At 70.4% G+C, this 16,469-nt stretch carries 18 protein-coding genes; 13 read left to right on the top strand and 5 right to left on the bottom strand.

The genetic code is table 11. The features are described 5' to 3' along the window. Nucleotides 1–20: 20 nt before the first annotated feature. Nucleotides 21–968, bottom strand: coding sequence for an SDR family NAD(P)-dependent oxidoreductase (locus AB0O24_RS05090; protein ID WP_363373029.1), 948 nt, complete (start codon nt 966–968; stop codon nt 21–23). Nucleotides 969–1,160: 192 nt separating this feature from the next. On the opposite strand from AB0O24_RS05090, the gene AB0O24_RS05085 reads away from it, so the two are divergent. The 7 genes from AB0O24_RS05085 (at nt 1,161) to AB0O24_RS05055 (ending at nt 6,913) form a co-directional block, all read left to right on the top strand. Beyond that, nucleotides 1,161–1,331, top strand: a complete 171-nt coding sequence (locus AB0O24_RS05085) for a CsbD family protein (protein ID WP_275796672.1) — start codon at nt 1,161–1,163, stop codon at nt 1,329–1,331. Between the two features lie 92 nt (nt 1,332–1,423). Then, nucleotides 1,424–2,254, top strand: a complete 831-nt coding sequence (locus AB0O24_RS05080) for an HAD-IIA family hydrolase (protein WP_275796674.1) — start codon at nt 1,424–1,426, stop codon at nt 2,252–2,254. 33 nt (nt 2,255–2,287) lie between these two features. Continuing rightward, nucleotides 2,288–2,443 (top strand): hypothetical protein, encoded by a 156-nt coding sequence (locus AB0O24_RS05075; RefSeq protein ID WP_275796676.1) that lies wholly within the window; start codon nt 2,288–2,290, stop codon nt 2,441–2,443. Nucleotides 2,444–2,472: 29 nt separating this feature from the next. After that, on the top strand, nt 2,473–3,507 hold the full coding sequence (locus AB0O24_RS05070; RefSeq protein WP_363373025.1) for a LacI family DNA-binding transcriptional regulator: 1,035 nt from the start codon (nt 2,473–2,475) through the stop codon (nt 3,505–3,507). A 104-nt stretch (nt 3,508–3,611) separates the two neighbouring features. Beyond that, nucleotides 3,612–4,940, top strand: coding sequence for an MFS transporter (locus AB0O24_RS05065; protein ID WP_058613678.1), 1,329 nt, complete (start codon nt 3,612–3,614; stop codon nt 4,938–4,940). Between the two features lie 15 nt (nt 4,941–4,955). Next, on the top strand, nt 4,956–5,732 hold the full coding sequence (locus tag AB0O24_RS05060; RefSeq protein ID WP_275796682.1) for an alpha/beta fold hydrolase: 777 nt from the start codon (nt 4,956–4,958) through the stop codon (nt 5,730–5,732). Further along, nucleotides 5,729–6,913 (top strand): GDSL-type esterase/lipase family protein, encoded by a 1,185-nt coding sequence (locus AB0O24_RS05055; protein ID WP_275796684.1) that lies wholly within the window; start codon nt 5,729–5,731, stop codon nt 6,911–6,913. Before AB0O24_RS05060 ends, AB0O24_RS05055 begins: the two co-directional genes overlap by 4 nt. Before the next feature lie 4 nt (nt 6,914–6,917). Here AB0O24_RS05055 and pyrE read toward each other — a convergent pair whose 3' ends face one another. Then, a complete protein-coding gene (gene pyrE, locus AB0O24_RS05050; protein ID WP_275796686.1) occupies nt 6,918–7,496 on the bottom strand; it encodes an orotate phosphoribosyltransferase in 579 nt (192 codons plus the stop codon). 271 nt (nt 7,497–7,767) lie between these two features. Here pyrE and AB0O24_RS05045 point away from each other — a divergent pair, with 271 nt between their 5' ends. Beyond that, nucleotides 7,768–8,613: an exodeoxyribonuclease III gene (locus AB0O24_RS05045; RefSeq protein ID WP_363373178.1), complete on the top strand. Its 846-nt coding sequence runs from the start codon at nt 7,768–7,770 to the stop codon at nt 8,611–8,613. A 223-nt stretch (nt 8,614–8,836) separates the two neighbouring features. Here the strand turns inward: AB0O24_RS05045 and AB0O24_RS05040 are convergent, their stop codons facing one another. After that, nucleotides 8,837–9,409 (bottom strand): NADPH-dependent FMN reductase, encoded by a 573-nt coding sequence (locus AB0O24_RS05040; protein WP_058595253.1) that lies wholly within the window; start codon nt 9,407–9,409, stop codon nt 8,837–8,839. Nucleotides 9,410–9,552: 143 nt separating this feature from the next. Here AB0O24_RS05040 and AB0O24_RS05035 point away from each other — a divergent pair, with 143 nt between their 5' ends. The 5 genes from AB0O24_RS05035 to AB0O24_RS05015 all read left to right on the top strand — a co-directional run bounded on the left by AB0O24_RS05035 (nt 9,553) and on the right by AB0O24_RS05015 (nt 15,298). Next, a complete protein-coding gene (locus AB0O24_RS05035; protein ID WP_363373018.1) occupies nt 9,553–10,812 on the top strand; it encodes a sensor histidine kinase in 1,260 nt (419 codons plus the stop codon). Further along, nucleotides 10,805–11,473, top strand: a complete 669-nt coding sequence (locus tag AB0O24_RS05030; RefSeq protein ID WP_307384388.1) for a response regulator transcription factor — start codon at nt 10,805–10,807, stop codon at nt 11,471–11,473. Before AB0O24_RS05035 ends, AB0O24_RS05030 begins: the two co-directional genes overlap by 8 nt. Nucleotides 11,474–11,856: 383 nt before the next feature. Further along, nucleotides 11,857–12,741, top strand: a complete 885-nt coding sequence (locus tag AB0O24_RS05025) for an ATP-binding cassette domain-containing protein (protein ID WP_363373014.1) — start codon at nt 11,857–11,859, stop codon at nt 12,739–12,741. Next, nucleotides 12,738–13,856, top strand: a complete 1,119-nt coding sequence (locus AB0O24_RS05020; protein WP_363373011.1) for an ABC transporter permease — start codon at nt 12,738–12,740, stop codon at nt 13,854–13,856. Before AB0O24_RS05025 ends, AB0O24_RS05020 begins: the two co-directional genes overlap by 4 nt. A gap of 284 nt (nt 13,857–14,140) precedes the next feature. Continuing rightward, entirely contained in the window at nt 14,141–15,298 is a 1,158-nt protein-coding gene (locus AB0O24_RS05015; RefSeq protein WP_363373008.1) for a hypothetical protein, read from the top strand. Between the two features lie 6 nt (nt 15,299–15,304). Here the strand turns inward: AB0O24_RS05015 and AB0O24_RS05010 are convergent, their stop codons facing one another. Beyond that, on the bottom strand, nt 15,305–15,682 hold the full coding sequence (locus tag AB0O24_RS05010) for a VOC family protein (RefSeq protein WP_275800760.1): 378 nt from the start codon (nt 15,680–15,682) through the stop codon (nt 15,305–15,307). Then, nucleotides 15,679–16,356 (bottom strand): hypothetical protein, encoded by a 678-nt coding sequence (locus AB0O24_RS05005; protein WP_275800756.1) that lies wholly within the window; start codon nt 16,354–16,356, stop codon nt 15,679–15,681. Before AB0O24_RS05005 ends, AB0O24_RS05010 begins: the two co-directional genes overlap by 4 nt. Nucleotides 16,357–16,469 lie beyond the last annotated feature (113 nt).

The following is a 16,469-nucleotide window of genomic DNA, read 5'->3' as shown; positions in this document are numbered from 1 at the left end:
CGCCTCCGATCGCGATGGATTCAGGATGCCGCGCGCCGCGCCCGGTCGAAGGGCCACCGCACGTGGGTCGCCGTCTCGCAGTGCTGCCAGAGGTTTGCGCCCAGATCGGCCCGGCGCGATCGGCGCGACGGCGTCGCGGGACGGGGCAACCCGCGCGCGACGAGCGTGGGGCCGTACATGGTGCCGCCCTGGGCCGTCGGATCGACGAGCGCACGCACCAGAGACCACGCGCCCTGCTCTTTCGACTGGGTGATGGGTGCCTGGAGGTTGTCGACGAAACGCGAGAGGCGGCTCGGTTCGTTGACACCCCGGATGCCACGCGTCCGGCCGCTCGTGGAGTAGCCGGGGTGGGCGATGAGGCTTTCCACCGGCACGCTGTGCGCGCTCAGGCGACGGTCGGCTTCGAGTCCGAGCGCGGTCGTCGCCGCCTTGGACTGCACGTACGCGCGCCACGGCGAGTATCCCTCGACGAGTTCGGGATCGGTGGGCACGTGGTTCCACAGCGAGGTCGACATGCTCCCCACCCAGACCATCCGGCCGCGCGCGGCGGCGAGCGGCTTGAGCATCTCGCCGGCGAGGGCGAAGTGTCCGAGCACGTTCGTGGCGAAGACCAGTTCGTGACCGCCGGCGGTCTCGCGCGTCTTCGGCGGACGCACGATGCCCGCGTTCAGCAACAGGCCGTCGAGGCGCCCTCGCGCGCGAGCGGTCGCGGCGGCTGCACGCACCGATCCGAGGTTGCTCGTGTCGAGCAGGAGCGTCTCGATCGAGGCATCCGGATTCGCTCTCTTGACCGCCTCTTTCGCGGTCTGGAGCTTGTGCGGGCTGCGCCCGGTGAGCAGCACGTGCGCGCCGGCCGCGGCGATCTGCTCGCACGCGAAGAAGCCGAGGCCGCGCGTGGCGCCGGTGACGAGATAGGTCCGGCCCGAGAGGTCGGGCAGGTTCCGGGGGTCCCAGTCCGCGCGCGTCACCCTCCGACCCTAACGAGAAGAGTCGGCGGCGTCACGGGTGCATTCCCGATTCGGCATACCGGTGCGCGAGAAAAAGTTCGACGCGGGACGTGACGAATCCGTCGCTCGTTGCGTCATCACTGTGAGCACACCCGCTCCGCCGCGAGAACGCAGGGTTCCGCGACGCCGATACACCCCGAGAGGAAATCGATCATGGGACTCGACGACAAGATCAAGAACGCTGCCCAGGACATCGTGGGCAGGGCGAAGGAAGCCATCGGCAACGCGACCGACAACGACCGGCTCGCGGCCGAGGGCAAGCTCGAGCAGACCGAGGCACACGCCAAGAAGGCCGGCGAGAACGTCAAGGACGCGTTCAAATAAGCCGCACGACCGACGGGGGAGCACGGTGGCGGCCGAGCTCTCCCGTCGTCTCTCCCGGTGGCGCTGTCGGAGGTCGCGGCTAGGCTGAGCCCATGCGAACCCGTGCCGAGATCGAGTGCTGGCTCACCGACATGGACGGGGTCCTCGTCCATGAGAACACCCCCGTTCCCGGAGCAGCCGAGCTCCTGGCGCAGTGGCGCGCCGAGGGCACGCCGTTCCTCGTCCTCACGAACAACTCGATCTTCACGCCGCGCGATCTGAGTGCGCGGTTGCGCGCGTCGGGACTCGTGGTCCCGGAGTCGTCGATCTGGACCTCCGCGCTCGCGACGGCCGACTTCCTGAAGTCGCAGATGCCCGGCGGCTCGGCTTTCGTCATCGGCGAGGCGGGCCTGACGACCGCTTTGCACGAGGCCGGGTTCATCATGACCGAGACGGCTCCCGACTACGTCGTGGTCGGCGAGACCCGCAACTACTCGTTCGAGGCGATCACGAAGGCCATCCGCTTCATCCGTGGCGGCTCGCGTTTCATCGCGACGAACCCGGATGCCACGGGCCCCTCGACCGAGGGCGTGCTGCCCGCGACGGGGGCGATCGCCGCCCTCATCACCAAGGCGACGGGCCGCGAGCCCTACATCGTCGGCAAGCCGAACCCGATGATGTTCCGGTCGGCTTTGAACCGGATCGGCGCGCACAGCGAGAACACCGGCATGATCGGCGACCGCATGGACACCGACATCGTCGCGGGCATCGAGGCCGGACTCCACACCGTGCTGGTGATGACGGGGATCAGCGACGAGAGCGAGGTCGAGCGGTATCCGTTCCGCCCCGACGAGATCCTCGGCTCCGTCGCCGAGCTCGTCCGCGACGAGCCGCTCGAGAGCGACCTCGCCGACGGCGAGGACGGGCTCGCCGAGGGTCTCTGACCCACCCCACGCCCGCTCCGTCAGGATGGACGCATGGACGACCGCACCCTCTGGCTGATCACGGCCCTCATCATCACGGCGGGCAGCCTCGTCGCCCTCCTCGTTCAATGGCGACGCTCACGCCATGGCGGTGGTCGGCGCGACCCGTTCGACGGACCGGGCGGGGGCCACGGCGGCGGGCCGGCGTGACAGATTCGCCCCCGTCCGGCACTCGACGGGTGACGCTCTCGCAGGTCGCGGAACGGGCGGGCGTCTCGCGGTCGGCGGTGTCGTTCGTGATGAACGGCCGGACCGACCAGAGACTGTCGGCCGACGTGTTCGAGCGAGTGCGTCGCGCGGCGGAAGAGCTCGGCTACCGCCCCAACCAGACGGCGAAGACCCTGCGTACCGGCCGGTCGGGGACCATCGCGCTCGTGTCGGACTTCGTCAGCAGCACGTCGTACGCCAACGCGATGGTGCGCGGTGCCATGCGGGCTCTGCGCGAGCGCGACATCCTGCTCTTCACCGTCGACACCGAGGGCGACCCCCAGGTCGAGGAGCGCCTGCTTCACAGCCTCTTCGGGCGGGACATCGACGGCGTCATCTACACCTCGATGTTCACGCGAATCGTCGACCCGCCGCCGCTCCTCGCGGCGACCCGCACCGTGCTGCTCAACTGCCGCGTGCGCGGCGGAGACGACGTGGCCGTCGTGCCCGACGAAGTCGAGGCCGGCCGCGAGGCGGCGCGCCTGCTCATCGCGGCCGGGCACACCGACGGCATCTGGTTCGTGGGCGACCTGCCACCCGGACGGCGGGGAGGCCTGCTCTGGAACGAGTGGGGCCCACTGGCCCTTCCGGAGCGCCTCGAGGGGATCGAACGCGAACTCGCGTCGTCGGGCCTCTCGCTCGCGGGGCACGCGGCCGTCGACGACGACTGGGATGCCCCGAACGGGCAGCGCGCCGTGGAACGACTGCTGGAGGACGGAGCGCGGCCCTCCGCCCTCATCTGCGTGAACGACGCGGTCGCCGCGGGCGCCTATCGGGCCCTGCACGCGGCCGAATGGCGGATTCCCGACGACGTCTCGGTCATCGGATTCGACGGCAGCCCCCTCGCCGGAATGCTGGAACCCTCGCTCACCTCGATCTCACTCCCCCACGAGGATCTCGGCCGCCGAGCCGCGACCCTCCTCCTGTCGGACGACGCGACGCCGCGCGTCGAGCGCGTCCGCATGCCCGTGCACCTCGGTGCGTCGGTCGGCTCCCCCACGCGCTGAACCCTCGACGATCTTATGCTTTACTCCCTTTGCTATATCGGTATAGCATCCCTCTGTCGGCCACGAAGGGTCGGCCGCTGGCGTCATCGACAAAGGAGTGCGACATGACCCACACCCCCTCCCGTCTCTCGCGGGCTCCCCACGCCTGGTGGGTCGGCTTCGTCTGCGGAATGGCGACCTTCGTCGACACCGCGGCGACCACCGGCATCGCCGTCGCGCTCGTCCTGTTCCAATCCATGGCGCCCGGGGCACCCGGACTCACGCCCGATCAGATCGGGCTGCTCACCGGCGTGCTGACCGCGGGCGTCGCGGTGGGTTCGCTCGTCGGTGGCCGATTGGGCGACCGCCTCGGCCGACGCCGCGTATTCCTCGTGACCATGGCGCTCATCGTCGTCGGCTCGCTCACCCCGTTCTTCGGGGTCTCGTTCGAGATCCTCCTCCCCGGCATCGCGCTCATCGGCCTCGGAGTCGGCGCCGATCTGCCGGTCGCCCTCGCGACGATCTCCGAAGCGGCAACCGATCGAAACCGCGGGAAGATCCTGGTCTTCTCGAACCTCCTCGGGGGTTTCGGCATCCTGATGGCCGTTCTGATCGGCATCTTCTACGGCTCGCTGGGCCCCGTCGGCGGACAGATCATGTTCGGCGCCTTCGGCGGGATCGGACTCGTCGTGCTGGCACTTCGTCTGACCATCCCGGAGTCGGCGATCTGGCTCGCCGCCCGCGACGAGCGTCGCGCGGGAGTGCAGACCGTCCGGGCCGAGCGCACGCGCCTGCGTGACTTCGGTCGCACGCCCTACCGCCGCCCCTTCGTGACGCTGCTCGTCTACTACACGCTCGCCTCGCTCGCGATCAGCGTCGCGGGAAGCTTCGGCACCTTCGTCGCGGTCAACGTGGCCGGCATCCCGGTCAACGAGTACCAGGGCTGGACCCTGCTGGCGATGCCCGCCGCGATCGTCGGCGCCGTCTGGTTCATGAGCGTGGCCGACACCCGGTTCCGCATGAACTGGTTCGTGATCGGCGCCGTGGGCGTCGTCGTGGCCAACCTCGTTCCGGTCGTGTTCGGGTTCACTCTGCCCGCGTTGATCGTCTCGGTCGTCGGGTCGACGTTCGCCGGCGCGTTCTGCTTCGAGACGATCATGAAGGTGTGGACGCAGGAATCGTTCCCCACGATGATGCGCTCCACCGCCCAGGGCACGATCTACGCGGTCGCACGCTTCGCGACCGCCGGGCTCAACGTCGTGACCCCCGCCCTGCTCGCCCTGAACCCGTCGGGCGTGTACGTCGGCGTCTCGATCGTCGCGGCGCTCGGCTTCCTGATCGGTTGGATCGGATTCCGGCGCGCCACGCGATCGTCCTTCGACGTCGAGAGTGAACTCGTCGCCGACGCGTCCGCGACAGACCGCCCCGCGCCCGCCACGCCGGCGACCGCCTGAACCCGGAAGTCCTCGATGATCCTGCAGCCCTTCGACGTCTCCGCCCGTGGTCTCGCTCTGCGCGGCGTGCACTACCGACCCGATCGCGACGGCGACGCGCCCACCGTCGTGCTGTTCCACGGCTTCGGAGGCTCGCGGGTCGAGACGACCGGGGTGTTCGTCACCCTGGCCCGTGCCCTCACTGCGCGCGGGCTCGGGGTGGTCGCTTACGACCGCGCCGGGCACGGCGAGAGCGACGGCGACTTCTTCGACACGACCGTCTCGGGCGACATCGCCGACGCCCACCTCGTGCTCGAGGCCGTGCGTCGGAGGGAAGGAGTGGATGCCGAGAACCTCCACCTCGTCGGGATGAGCCTCGGCTCGGTCGTGGCATCCGTCGCCGCCGCCTCGAACGAGCACGCCTTCCGCTCTCTCACGATGTGGTCCACCGCGGCGCTGTTCGTCGACGAGATCAGCGGCGGCACCCTGCAGGGACGCTCGCTCGAGGGCCTCGACCGCGACGGCTTCTTCGACTTCCTGGGGATGCGGCTGGGGCCGGCGCTGCGCGACGACGCCGTGACCTTCGACGTCTACGGTCGGGCGGCCGGCTACGACGGTCCGGTCCTGCTGCTGCACGGGACGGACGACTTCATCCCCGTCTCGTACGCCGAGCGCTACCTCGCGGCCGACGTCTTCGGCGACCGCGGCGAACTCGTCGTCGTCGACGGTGCCGATCACGGGTGGGCGCAGCTTCCGCAGCGCGACGACCTGATCGCGCGCACCGTCGCCTTCATCACGGCGAACGTCCGATGACCGCCCGGGGCGAGGTCGTCGCTCTCGACGGCGGCCGCGTGCGGATCGTCGGGCACCTCGACACGCTGCGCGACCGCGGCATCCGTCCGGTGCGCATCCCCGTCGCGGCCTGGCCGCAGTTCCCGCCCGCCGGCGAGAACCTGCGCGCAGTGTCGATGCAGGCGAGCGGCGTCCGCATCGCCCTCGTCACCGCGGCGACCCGCATCGAGCTGCACGTGGTGTGCACGCGCTTTCAGGTGCAGGACTTCCTCGGTGCGCGCAACGCGTTCGTCGCCGAGATCGACGAGAAGCGGCACGCTCATGTCGAGTCGCCGGTGAACGGCATCCTCCACGTGCCGCTCAGCGCCGACGCGCAGCGCACCGAGGAGTTCTCGCCGTCGTCGGTCGTCGTGTTCGACGACCTCCCCGAGGGCGAGAAGACCGTGACGGTGTGGCTTCCCCAGGGCATGATCGTCGATCTCCTCGACGTGCGGGCGAATCGGCCGATCGAAGCTCCGGGGCCCTCGACGCGTCCGGTGTGGGTCCACCACGGCAGCTCGATCAGCCACGGAGTCGAGACGCCGCTGCCCACCGGCACCTGGCCCGTCGTCGCCGCCCGCACAGCCGACCTCGACGTGATCAACCTCGGCTTCGGGGGCCAATGCATGCTCGACCCCTTCGTCGCCGACGCCATCGCCGCGACCCCCGCGGACGTCATCTCCCTCAAGGTCGGCGTGAACATCGTGGGCGCCCGGTCCATGGATCAGCGCACCTTCGCGCCGGCGCTGCACGGCTTCCTCGACCGGGTGCGGCGGGGGCATCCCGAGACGCCGATCGTCGTGGCATCCTCGATCCTCTGGCCCGAGAGCGACGAACGTCCCGGCCCCTCCGACGTGGAGTTCCTCGACGACGGCATCCGATGCTTCACCGCGGGAGACCCGGCCGACATCGCGAAGGGCGCGCTCACGCTCGCGGAATCGCGGCGTCACATCGCGGGAGTCGTCCGCACCCGCGCGACCGCGGACGAGGCGATCCATTACCTCGACGGGCTGGCGCTCTACGGCCCGGAAGACGTCGCCCGCTTCCCGCTCCCCGACGGGCTGCACCCCGACGAGGCGCTGTACCGCGAGATGGGCGCGCGCTTCGCGGCCCTGGCGTTCGGCCCCGACGGGCTCGTCCCGCGCGAGAGCCTCGGCGACTGAGCCGTTACTGCGGCTGGAGGCCCAGGTCGTCGAGATCGATGGATGCCAGCCACTGCAGGCCCTCCGCCTCGATCGCGGCCTGAGCACCGGTCTTGCGATCGACGATCACGGCGACGGCGACGACCTCGGCGCCCTCGCGGCGCAGGGCTTCGACCGCCTTGAGCGCCGACTGGCCCGTCGTGGAGGTGTCTTCGACCACGACGACGCGCTTGCCCTTCACGTCGGCGCCCTCGATCTGGCGGCCGCGGCCGTGGTCTTTCGGCTCCTTGCGCACGACGAACGCGTCGAGCGGGTGGCCGGCGTGCACCGACTCGTGCATGACGGCGTTCGCGATGGGGTCGGCGCCGAGGGTGAGGCCGCCCACGGCGACGACACCGTCGAGATCCTTAACGAGGTCGAGCACGAGACGGCCGATCGCGGGAGCCGCCCGGTGGTCGAGGGTGAGCTTGCGCATGTCGACGTAGTACGTCGCCTTCTTGCCGCTCGAGAGGGTGAAGTCGCCGTGGAACACCGCCTCGTCCTTGATGAGGCCGATGAGGGCCTGGCGGTCGGCTTCGAGCTCGGGCGTTGAGGCGGCGGTCACGGCGTCGATTCTATTGCCCCGTGCCGGCGCGGCCGAGGGATGTCGCGGCGCGGGGGTTCGGCATCCGTCCGGCCGGGAATGTCGCGGCGCCGTGCTTCGGCATCCGTCCGGCGGAGTTCGTCGGCGAAACGCCGCAGCCGCGCCGCCTCGAGCGGCGTCTCGGGCACGAACTCCGCGCGACGGCACGGGCCCGACGCGACGGCACGACAGCCCAGCCCACCCACCCCGCACGAGACCGACGATGTCCCCGCCCGAAAGTAGGCTGGATGCCATGCGCCTGGCCACCTGGAACGTCAACTCCATCCGCGCCCGCGTCACCCGCACCGTCGAGTTCTGCGTGCGCGAGCACATCGACGTGCTGGCGATGCAGGAGATCAAGTGCAAGACCGAGCAGTTCCCCTACGCCGCGTTCGAAGAAGCCGGGTATCACGTCGCCGCGCACGGGCTGAACCAGTGGAACGGCGTCGCGATCGCCAGCCGCGAGCCTCTCGAAGACGTCGAGATCGGCTTCCCGGGCATGCCCGGCTTCGAGAAGGGCAAAGAAGGGCCCGACCTCCCGCAGGAGGCGCGCGCGATCGGCGCGACCGTCGACGGCGTGCGGGTGTGGAGCCTGTACGTGCCCAACGGTCGCGGGCTCGACGACCCGCACTACACCTACAAGCTCGACTGGCTCGAGAAGCTCCGTCAGTACACCGCCGACACGCTCGCGGAGAACCCCGATCTTCCGCTCGCGCTGACCGGCGACTTCAACATCGCCCCGACGGATGCCGACAACGGCGATCCCACGGTCGTCGAGGGCGCGACCACCCACGTCTCGCCGCCCGAGCGTGCCGCCTTCGCGGCCTTCGAGTCCGCGGGACTCACCGACGTCGTCCGTCCGCTCGTCCCCACCGGCTACACGTACTGGGACTACAAGCAGCTGCGCTTCCCCCGCAACGAGGGGCTGCGCATCGACTTCATCCTCGGGTCGCGCGCGTTCGCCGACGCGGTGCAGGGCGCCGAGATCCACCGGAACGAGCGGAAGGGTGAGGTCCCGAGCGATCACGTCCCCGTCGTCGCCGACCTCGACCTGACGGATGCCGGAGACGACGACGATCTGCCGATGATCTTCGGCTGACACGGGTACCGGCTCGCGCGCAACCGACGCGTTCGACGATTACCGGTGGCATCCGGCGCACAGAACCGGAAACGCGTCGTAGATCCGGACGCATCGCGTGGATTCATCCGAATCTGACGCCGGTCTCCGGATCCACGACACCGGTGCGCCACCCGGCCGTGCGTTCCGACGCGAGTGCCAAGGCGGGGCCGAGGCGAACCCCGACCCCGCCGTTGCGCGGGCTTCAGACCGCGGGGACCTCGGCGGGAGCGGTGCGCTGAATGAGCGTCACCAGCGCCTCGATGATCGAGCGGAGGAACGCGGCGGTGCCCTCGTCGGTCACGGTGCCGTCCTCTTCGAAGAGGCCGGGGGTCGACTGGATGTAGCCCTCGGGCTGGCCCAGGACGAGGGCGTTGTAGTGCAGGAGCACGGAGCGGAGGTGCTGCTGGCCCGCAGCGGTGGCGATGCCGCCCTGCGAGGTGCCGATCACGGCGGTCGGCTTGTCGTTGAACGACGCCTCGCCGTAGGGACGCGCCGACCAGTCGAGCGCGTTCTTGAGCACGCCGGGGATCGAACGGCTGTACTCGGGGGTCACGACGAAGACGCCGTCGGCATCCTCGATCGCCTTCTTGAACTCCTTGGCGACCTCGGGGAAGTTCCCGTCGTAGTCGGGCGAGTAGAAAGGGAGGTCCTTGATCGGGATCTCCTTGAGCGTGACGCCCTCGGGGGCGACCTTCTCGAGGGCCTTCGCCAGGCGGCGGTTGATCGAGGTGCTGGAGATGCTTCCGACGATGTAGCCGATCGTGTAGTCGGTCACGGTGATCCTCTCTGGGGACTGAAGGGCGGCGCGCGCCCGGGTACATTCACCTGCAAGCATCGACGGTGAACCTGTATTCCCCCTCCTCTTGACTCCGTCCCGAGGGGGATGCAGGCGTCGGCAACTCGCCGTAGCGTGAGGGGATGCCACCGCCCACCCGCACGCAGCAGCGAAACGACATCGTGCTCGCGGTGGTGCTGCTGCTGGGCGGGCTGCTCAGTGCGGTGCTCTCCGCGGTCTCGGGGCTGTACGGCGACAAGCAGGCGCCGCTCGCCCTCGCCGTGGGGTACGTCTTCGTGCTCGCGGTGCCGATCGCGTTCCGGCGGCGATGGCCTTCGATCACGGCCGTCATCGTCTCGTTTGCGTACTTCCTGGCGGTGACCCTGCGGATCCCCGAGATCTACGCCGGAAACATCGCGATGTTCATCGCGCTGTACACCGTGGGCGCCTGGGAGCAGAACCGGCGGCGCGCGACGATCGTGCGGATCGCGATCATCGTCGGCATGTTCACGTGGCTGTTCGTCGTGATGTTCCAAGACGCGACCCAGCCCGTCGATCCCTCCGTCGAGGGAGCGTTCTCACGCGCGGGAGCCTTCTCACCGTTCGTCGCCTACCAATTGCTCATGATCGGCGTGAACGCGCTGTTCTTCGGCGGCGCGTACTACTTCGGGAACCGCTCCCACCAGCAGATGAGCGAGCGCGCCGCACTCGAGGAGCGCACCGCAGAACTCGAAGCCGAACGCGAGGTCACCGCGGCGCAGGCCGTCGCGCTCGACCGTGTGCGCATCGCGCGCGAGCTGCACGACGTGGTCGCGCACCACGTATCGCTCATGGGCGTGCAGGCGGGCGTCGCGCGAACGCTGCTGTCAAAGGACCCCGACAGAGCGCGCGAGGTGCTCGCGGGTATCGAGGGCTCCGCCCGCACGTCGCTGCACGAGTTGCGGCAACTGCTCGAGACGCTCCGCGCCCCCGGTAGCGAGTCCGACCCCGACACCGCGCCGACCACGCACGGTCTGACCTCGATCGCGGCGCTCGTCGACGAGGCGACCGCCGCGGGTCTTCCCACCACCTTCACCGTGATCGGCGAACCCGCGCACGATCCGCCCCCGCTCGTGCAGGTGAACCTGTACCGCATCGCGCAGGAAGCGCTCACGAATGCGCGTCGGCACGCCGGTCCCGGCGCCACCGCCGACGTGCGTCTGCGGTTCGATCCGGATGCCATCGAGCTCGAGGTCTCGAACACGGGACGCGCAGGCTCGAAGACGCCTGGGCTCGGTCAACTGGGCATGCGCGAACGCGCGGCGGTCTCGGGCGGCACGATCGAGATCGGCCCGCGCTCGCGGGGCGGCTACCTCGTGCGCGTGCGCGTCCCGGCCGCGCAGAACGAGGTGGCCCATGTCTGAGCTCCGAGTCCTCCTGGTCGACGACCACGCGATGATGCGCGCGGGCTTCCGCACGATCCTCTCGCTCGAAGACGACATCACGGTCGTCGGCGAGGCCACGACCGGTCGCGAGGCGATCGCCGCGGCGGCGGAGCTGCACCCCGACGTGATCTGCATGGACGTGCAGATGCCCGACATGGACGGCCTCGAAGCCACCCGTGTTCTGGTGGCGGACCCCGCGGTGGATGCCGCCGTCCTCATCGTCACGACCTTCGACCGCGACGACTACCTCTTCGCCGCGCTGTCGGCCGGAGCGAGCGGATTCCTGCTGAAGAATGCGGGTCCCGAAGAGCTCGTCTCGGCCGTGCGCGTCGTCGGGGCCGGAGACGCCCTGCTCGCGCCCGAGGTCACCCGCCGCGTCATCGAGCGCTTCGCCTCGGGAGGGTCGCCCGAGCCCGCGGCATCCGTCCCTCCCCCGCTCACGCTCGCGGAACCTCTGACCGAGCGCGAGTCGGAGGTTCTGAGACTCGTCGCCGAGGCGCTCAGCAACGCCGAGATCGCCGCGCGACTGTTCATCGGCGAGGCGACGGTGAAGACGCACGTGTCGAACGTGCTGCAGAAACTCGGCGCGCGCGACCGCGTGCAGGCCGTGGTGTTCGCTCACCGGCACGGCCTGGCCTGACGGCGCCCGGTCCCTTCGACAGGCTCAGGGACCTTCGACAGGCTCAGGGACCTCCACGGGCCGAGAACCGGCGAACCGAGGTGGCTGAGCCCGTCGGCCTCTCCGGCACGCCCGAGGGTCCGCGCGGGAGGTGGCTGAGCCCGTCGAAGCCACGGCGAGCCGGGACGCCGGTCCCTTCGACAGGCTCAGGGACCTTCGACAGGCTCAGGGACCTCCACGGCCGAGAACCGGCGAACCGAGGTGGCTGAGCCCGTCGAAGCCACCGGGGGATGCGCAGGTCGACGCCCTCCCCCGCGCGGCGGAGGCGACGACCCCACCCGCGGCGGAGGTGCCGTGGCATCCGGATCCCTAGCGTGGGAAGCATCGAGAAGAAGGGATGCACCGTGCTCCAGTTGGACGGCATCACCAAGAGCTACGGCGGTCGCCGCGTGCTCGACGACGTGAGCTTCACCGTCGCCCCCGGGCGGCTGACGGGGTTCGTCGGCGGCAACGGCGCCGGCAAGACCACGACCATGCGCATCGCCCTCGGCGTGCTCGGAAAGGACGCCGGTTCGGTCGTGCTGAACGGCTCGCCCGTCACCACGTCCGACCGCCGCCGCTTCGGCTACATGCCCGAGGAGCGCGGGCTGTACCCGAAGATGAAGGTCGCTGAGCACATCGCCTACCTCGCGCGGCTGCACGGCTTCGGCAAGGCCGAGGCCACCGCCAAGGCGACGGCCCTTCTCGAGCGCCTCGGACTCGGCGAGCGCCTCGGCGACCTCGTCGAGACGCTCTCGCTGGGCAACCAGCAGCGCGCGCAGATCGCGGCATCCCTCGTCCACGGGCCCGACGTGCTCATCCTCGACGAGCCGTTCTCGGGCCTCGACCCGCTCGCCGTCGACGTCGTCGCCGGGGTGCTGCAGGAGAAGGCGGCCGCGGGCGCGGCGGTGCTGTTCTCGTCGCATCAGCTCGACGTCGTCGAGCGGCTGTGCGACGACCTCGTCATCATCGCCGGCGGCACGATCCGCGCGGCCGGGACCCGCGAGGGCCTCCGGGCCGAGCACGCCACGCACCGCTACGAACTGGTGTCGCGCGGCGACGCCGGGTGGCTGCGCGACGAGCCGGGGGTCACGGTCCTCGACTTCGACGGGGGCTACGCCCTGTTTGACGCCGCCGACAACGCCTCGGCCCAGCGCGTTCTGCAGGGTGCCGTCTCGCGCGGCGACGTCGTGAGCTTCGCTCCGCAGAGACCTACCCTCGCCGAGATCTTCAAGGAGGTCATCCAGTGAGCACCACGACCCCGACCACGCACCGCGCCCCCAGCGACCTGCAGAGCATCTGGCTCGTCGCCGAGCGCGAGATCGGCTCGAAGCTGCGCAGCAAAGCGTTCGTCATCTCGACGGTGATCCTCGTGCTCGCGGCCCTCGCCTCGGTCGTCTGGGGCGGTTTCGCCGCGAACAACCTCTCGGGAAACGGCATCCCGGTCGCCGTCACGGCGCAGACGCAGGCGGCGGTCGAGGGACTCGACGGACTCGAGGTCACCGTCGCCGACAGCGACGACGCGGCCACGGCCCTCGTCGAGGACGGGACGGTGGATGCCGCCCTGGTGTCGGGCTCGACGGATGCCTCGTTCGACTACACCGTGGTCGTGAAGGACTCGGTGCCCTCGACCCTTCTGCAGATGCTCAGCGAGACGCCCCCCGTTCAGGAGCTCGAGCCGGGAGCCGGCGCGGCGAGCGCGCTGCGCTACTTCATCGCCCTCGCGTTCGGGCTCGTGTTCCTCATCGCGGCGTCGACCTTCGGCGGCACGATCGCGCAAAGCGTCGTCGAAGAGAAGCAGACGCGGGTGGTCGAGATCCTCATCTCGGCGATCCCCGTGCGGGCGCTGCTCGCGGGAAAGGTGCTCGGCAACACGGTGCTCGCGATGGCGCAGATCGTGCTCCTCGCCGCGGTCGCGGTGATCGGCCTCGCCGTCACAGATCAGGCCGGGGTGCTCAGCGCCCTGGGCGCCCCGATCGCCTGGTTCGCGATCTTCTTCCTCTTCGGGTTCGTGCTGCTGGCGTCGCTGTTCGCCGCCGCCGCCGCGATGGTCTCGCGTCAGGAGGACATCGGGGCCACCACGACCCCGATCACGATGCTGATCATGGCGCCGTACTTCCTCGTGATCTTCTTCAACGACAACCCGGTCGTGCTGACGATCATGTCGTACGTGCCGTTCTCGGCGCCGGTGGGGATGCCGCTGCGCATGTACCTCGGTGACGCGCAGTGGTGGGAGCCGGTGCTGTCGCTACTCGTCCTCATCGCGTCGTGCGTCGCGGCGATCGCCATCGGCGCGCGGATCTACCAGAACTCCCTCCTGCGGATGGGGGCGCGCGTGAAGCTCGCGGAGGCGCTGAAGGGCTGAGAGCAGCGCGGGGGCTTTGGGCGGAGGGGGCTGAGGCCCGGCGGGCGGAGGGGGCTGAGGCCGTCAAAGCCCCCGGTCCCTTCGACAGGCTCAGGGACCTCGCGTTGCGCGCGACCCGGCGGGGCGGAGGGGGCTGAGCCTGTCGAAGCCCCCGGTCCCTTCGACAGGCTCAGGGACCTCGCGCGCCACAGCGGGGGAAGGGGGAGGGATGCCAGGGCTTCGGCATCCCTCCCCTCTTCCCTCCGCTCCTCGCCGTGTTCTCAGGGGGCGATTAGGCTCTTTCGGTGCTCCGCCTTCTCGCTTTCGCCGCGTTCGGGGCAGCGATCGGCGGTCTCATCGTCTCGCTGCTGGGGAATCCAGACCCGGGAATGCTCATCTTCGGCGTCGCCATCGGAGTCTGCATCGCCGCGACCACCGTCTCGCGACTGGCCGGGGGGCTTGCCGCAGCGCTTCCCTCCCCCGCCGCCGTGAAGGAGGCCCGCGATGCCCGGCGTCTCGGGCGCGCGCGCATCGACGCCGTGCGCCAGACCGGCACGTTCGTCAACGAGCAGCCCGTTTGCGACATCGACGTCACGGTGGTCTCCCTCACCGGGGACGCGTGGGCGACGACCATCCGCAGGCTCGTGCCCCTGACCGAGCTGCCCGCGTACCAGGCCGGCCTCGAGCGCGACGTCGCGATCCTTCTCGAGGGCGGGCCCGAGATCGTGTTCGCAGACGGGGAGCTCTCGCCCGCCGAGATCGCGCGCCTCGTCGTGCCGCCGCGTTCCGAAGTCGACGTCCGACCGATCACCCCGGGGACGCGCATCGACAGGGGTCGCCGCCGCGGACCGCTGATCGGCATCGGCCGCCGTGGACGACCCCTGCGCCTGGCGGTGTTCGCGCTCGTCGCCGTGCTCGCGGGCGCCGTCGTCGTGCTGCCCTTCCGCGGGGCGGTCGGGCTGACCCTCGACGCGTGGTCGGACGGCCGGTGGAGCGTCGACATGCGACACCCCGACGCACTCGAGACCGCCGAAGGGGCGCTCCAGGAGGCGATCGGACACGACCGGGTCGTGTCGATCACGGTGATCCCGGATGCCGTCCTCGTCGACGCCCCGATCCGCGTCGGCGCAGTGGAGACCGACGAGTGGACCTACCGCGGCGGCGTCGTGAGCCACGACGGGGCGGCTCACCGTCAGCCCGAGCTCGCGGAGGAGCAGTTCTCGTGGTCGGACGTCGCCCTCGACCGGCTCTGGCCCGCGATGGAGCAGGCGTCCGCCCAGAGCGGGCTTCCCACCGACGGTGCGTCGGCTCGCATCGAGCGCGCGACCGACGACGATGTCCAGAGCCCGACGTTCATCCGCAACGTCGGCGTGCCGGAGATCACGTTCGGGCTGCGCGACGACTATCGCGACGCGTTCTTCCGTCTCGACGCCACGGGCACCGACCTGCAGCCGGCCGGCTGACGCGGGTCACTCCTCGAGGACCGCGAGGACGTTGCCCGCCGGGTCGCGGAACCACGCGATCAGCGGGCCACCCTCGCGCATGATCCCGCGCGAGCCGGTGGGGAAGTCCGCATCGTCGTAGATCTTCGTCTCGACGCCACGCGCCCGCAGGTCGTCGACGGCCGCCTCGACATCCGCGACGGGGAAGTTCAGCGCCGTGAACGACGCGGGCGTGTGGTTCGGCTTGCCGTACACGAGCACGCTCCCACCCGAGGCGAGCTGCAGCGACAGGAAGCCGGTGCCGGCGAGCACCTCGACGGTGAGTCCGAGCGTGTCCGCGTAGAAGCGATGGGCGGCGTCGAGGTCGTCGACGGCGAAGCCCGAGAAGGCACCGGCGGGACTCAGCGCGCCACGAAGGCCGTGACGCTGTCGGACAGACGGATCGGGATGCCGTCGACCCCCGACGAGACCGGCTCGCCGATCGCGACGGTGAGTCTCTCGTCGATGCCGAAGACGGCGGCTCCGACCTGCGCTCCGCTCGCGCACCCGGCGGACCAGGGACGGTTCTCGCTGGAGGTGAAGGTCGCGATGCAGCGTCCGTCGCCGTCGTCGGGCCGGGCGAGGTAGATGCGGAAGTCGCTCACCGTCGCGATGTAACGGGTGCTCGCCGGGTCGATGCCGCTGTCGCTGAGGATCTCGGCCGAGATGACGTCTTCGGCCGTCTGCGGGAAGGTGAGCTCGGGCAGGCTCGCCTCGGCGGGATCGGCGGTGGCCGCGGTCGACGGCGGGGCCGCGAACGTGGAGCCGATCGCGACGCCGACGCTCACGAGGGCGACGGCGCCGACCCCGATGAGCGCCCAGCGGAGGGCGGGGCGCCGGGTGGACGGTTCGGTGACGTCGTCAGCGGGCGTCGGGGGCTCGGCATCCGGTACGTCGGCGGGCGGATCCTCCACGATGGGCGGCCGTCGTGCGTTCTCCTCGAGCTCGGCGAGCCGAGCGATCATCGCCGGAGTGGCGGCGGCACCGTCGACGCCGTAGACCCGCTCGCGCAGCAGGCGCAGCTCGACGTCGTCGTCCATGCGATGACTCTAGGGCCGCGCGGTGGGGGTGGGGGCGGACTGCGCGGTCCCCGTGCGCAGCGTGAGGTCGTGCTCGCCGCGCGGGGTCGCTCACGCAGCGCGAGGTCCCTGAG

The sequence above is a fragment of the Microbacterium sp. NPDC086615 genome (assembly GCF_040686055.1).
Classification (GTDB): domain Bacteria; phylum Actinomycetota; class Actinomycetes; order Actinomycetales; family Microbacteriaceae; genus Microbacterium.
This window is presented reverse-complemented; position numbering and strand designations above follow the sequence as displayed.

Excerpts from the sequence above, each read along its gene's own strand:
- AB0O24_RS05085 (WP_275796672.1), top strand. The coding sequence starts at position 1,161 with ATGGGACTCGACGACAAGATCAAGAACGCTGCCCAGGACATCGTGGGC.
- AB0O24_RS05080 (WP_275796674.1), top strand. The coding sequence starts at position 1,424 with ATGCGAACCCGTGCCGAGATCGAGTGCTGGCTCACCGACATGGACGGG.
- AB0O24_RS05075 (WP_275796676.1), top strand. The coding sequence starts at position 2,288 with ATGGACGACCGCACCCTCTGGCTGATCACGGCCCTCATCATCACGGCG.
- AB0O24_RS05065 (WP_058613678.1), top strand. The coding sequence starts at position 3,612 with ATGACCCACACCCCCTCCCGTCTCTCGCGGGCTCCCCACGCCTGGTGG.
- AB0O24_RS05060 (WP_275796682.1), top strand. The coding sequence starts at position 4,956 with ATGATCCTGCAGCCCTTCGACGTCTCCGCCCGTGGTCTCGCTCTGCGC.
- AB0O24_RS05055 (WP_275796684.1), top strand. The coding sequence starts at position 5,729 with ATGACCGCCCGGGGCGAGGTCGTCGCTCTCGACGGCGGCCGCGTGCGG.
- AB0O24_RS05045 (WP_363373178.1), top strand. The coding sequence starts at position 7,768 with ATGCGCCTGGCCACCTGGAACGTCAACTCCATCCGCGCCCGCGTCACC.
- AB0O24_RS05035 (WP_363373018.1), top strand. The coding sequence starts at position 9,553 with ATGCCACCGCCCACCCGCACGCAGCAGCGAAACGACATCGTGCTCGCG.
- AB0O24_RS05030 (WP_307384388.1), top strand. The coding sequence starts at position 10,805 with ATGTCTGAGCTCCGAGTCCTCCTGGTCGACGACCACGCGATGATGCGC.
- AB0O24_RS05005 (WP_275800756.1), bottom strand. The coding sequence starts at position 16,356 with ATGGACGACGACGTCGAGCTGCGCCTGCTGCGCGAGCGGGTCTACGGC.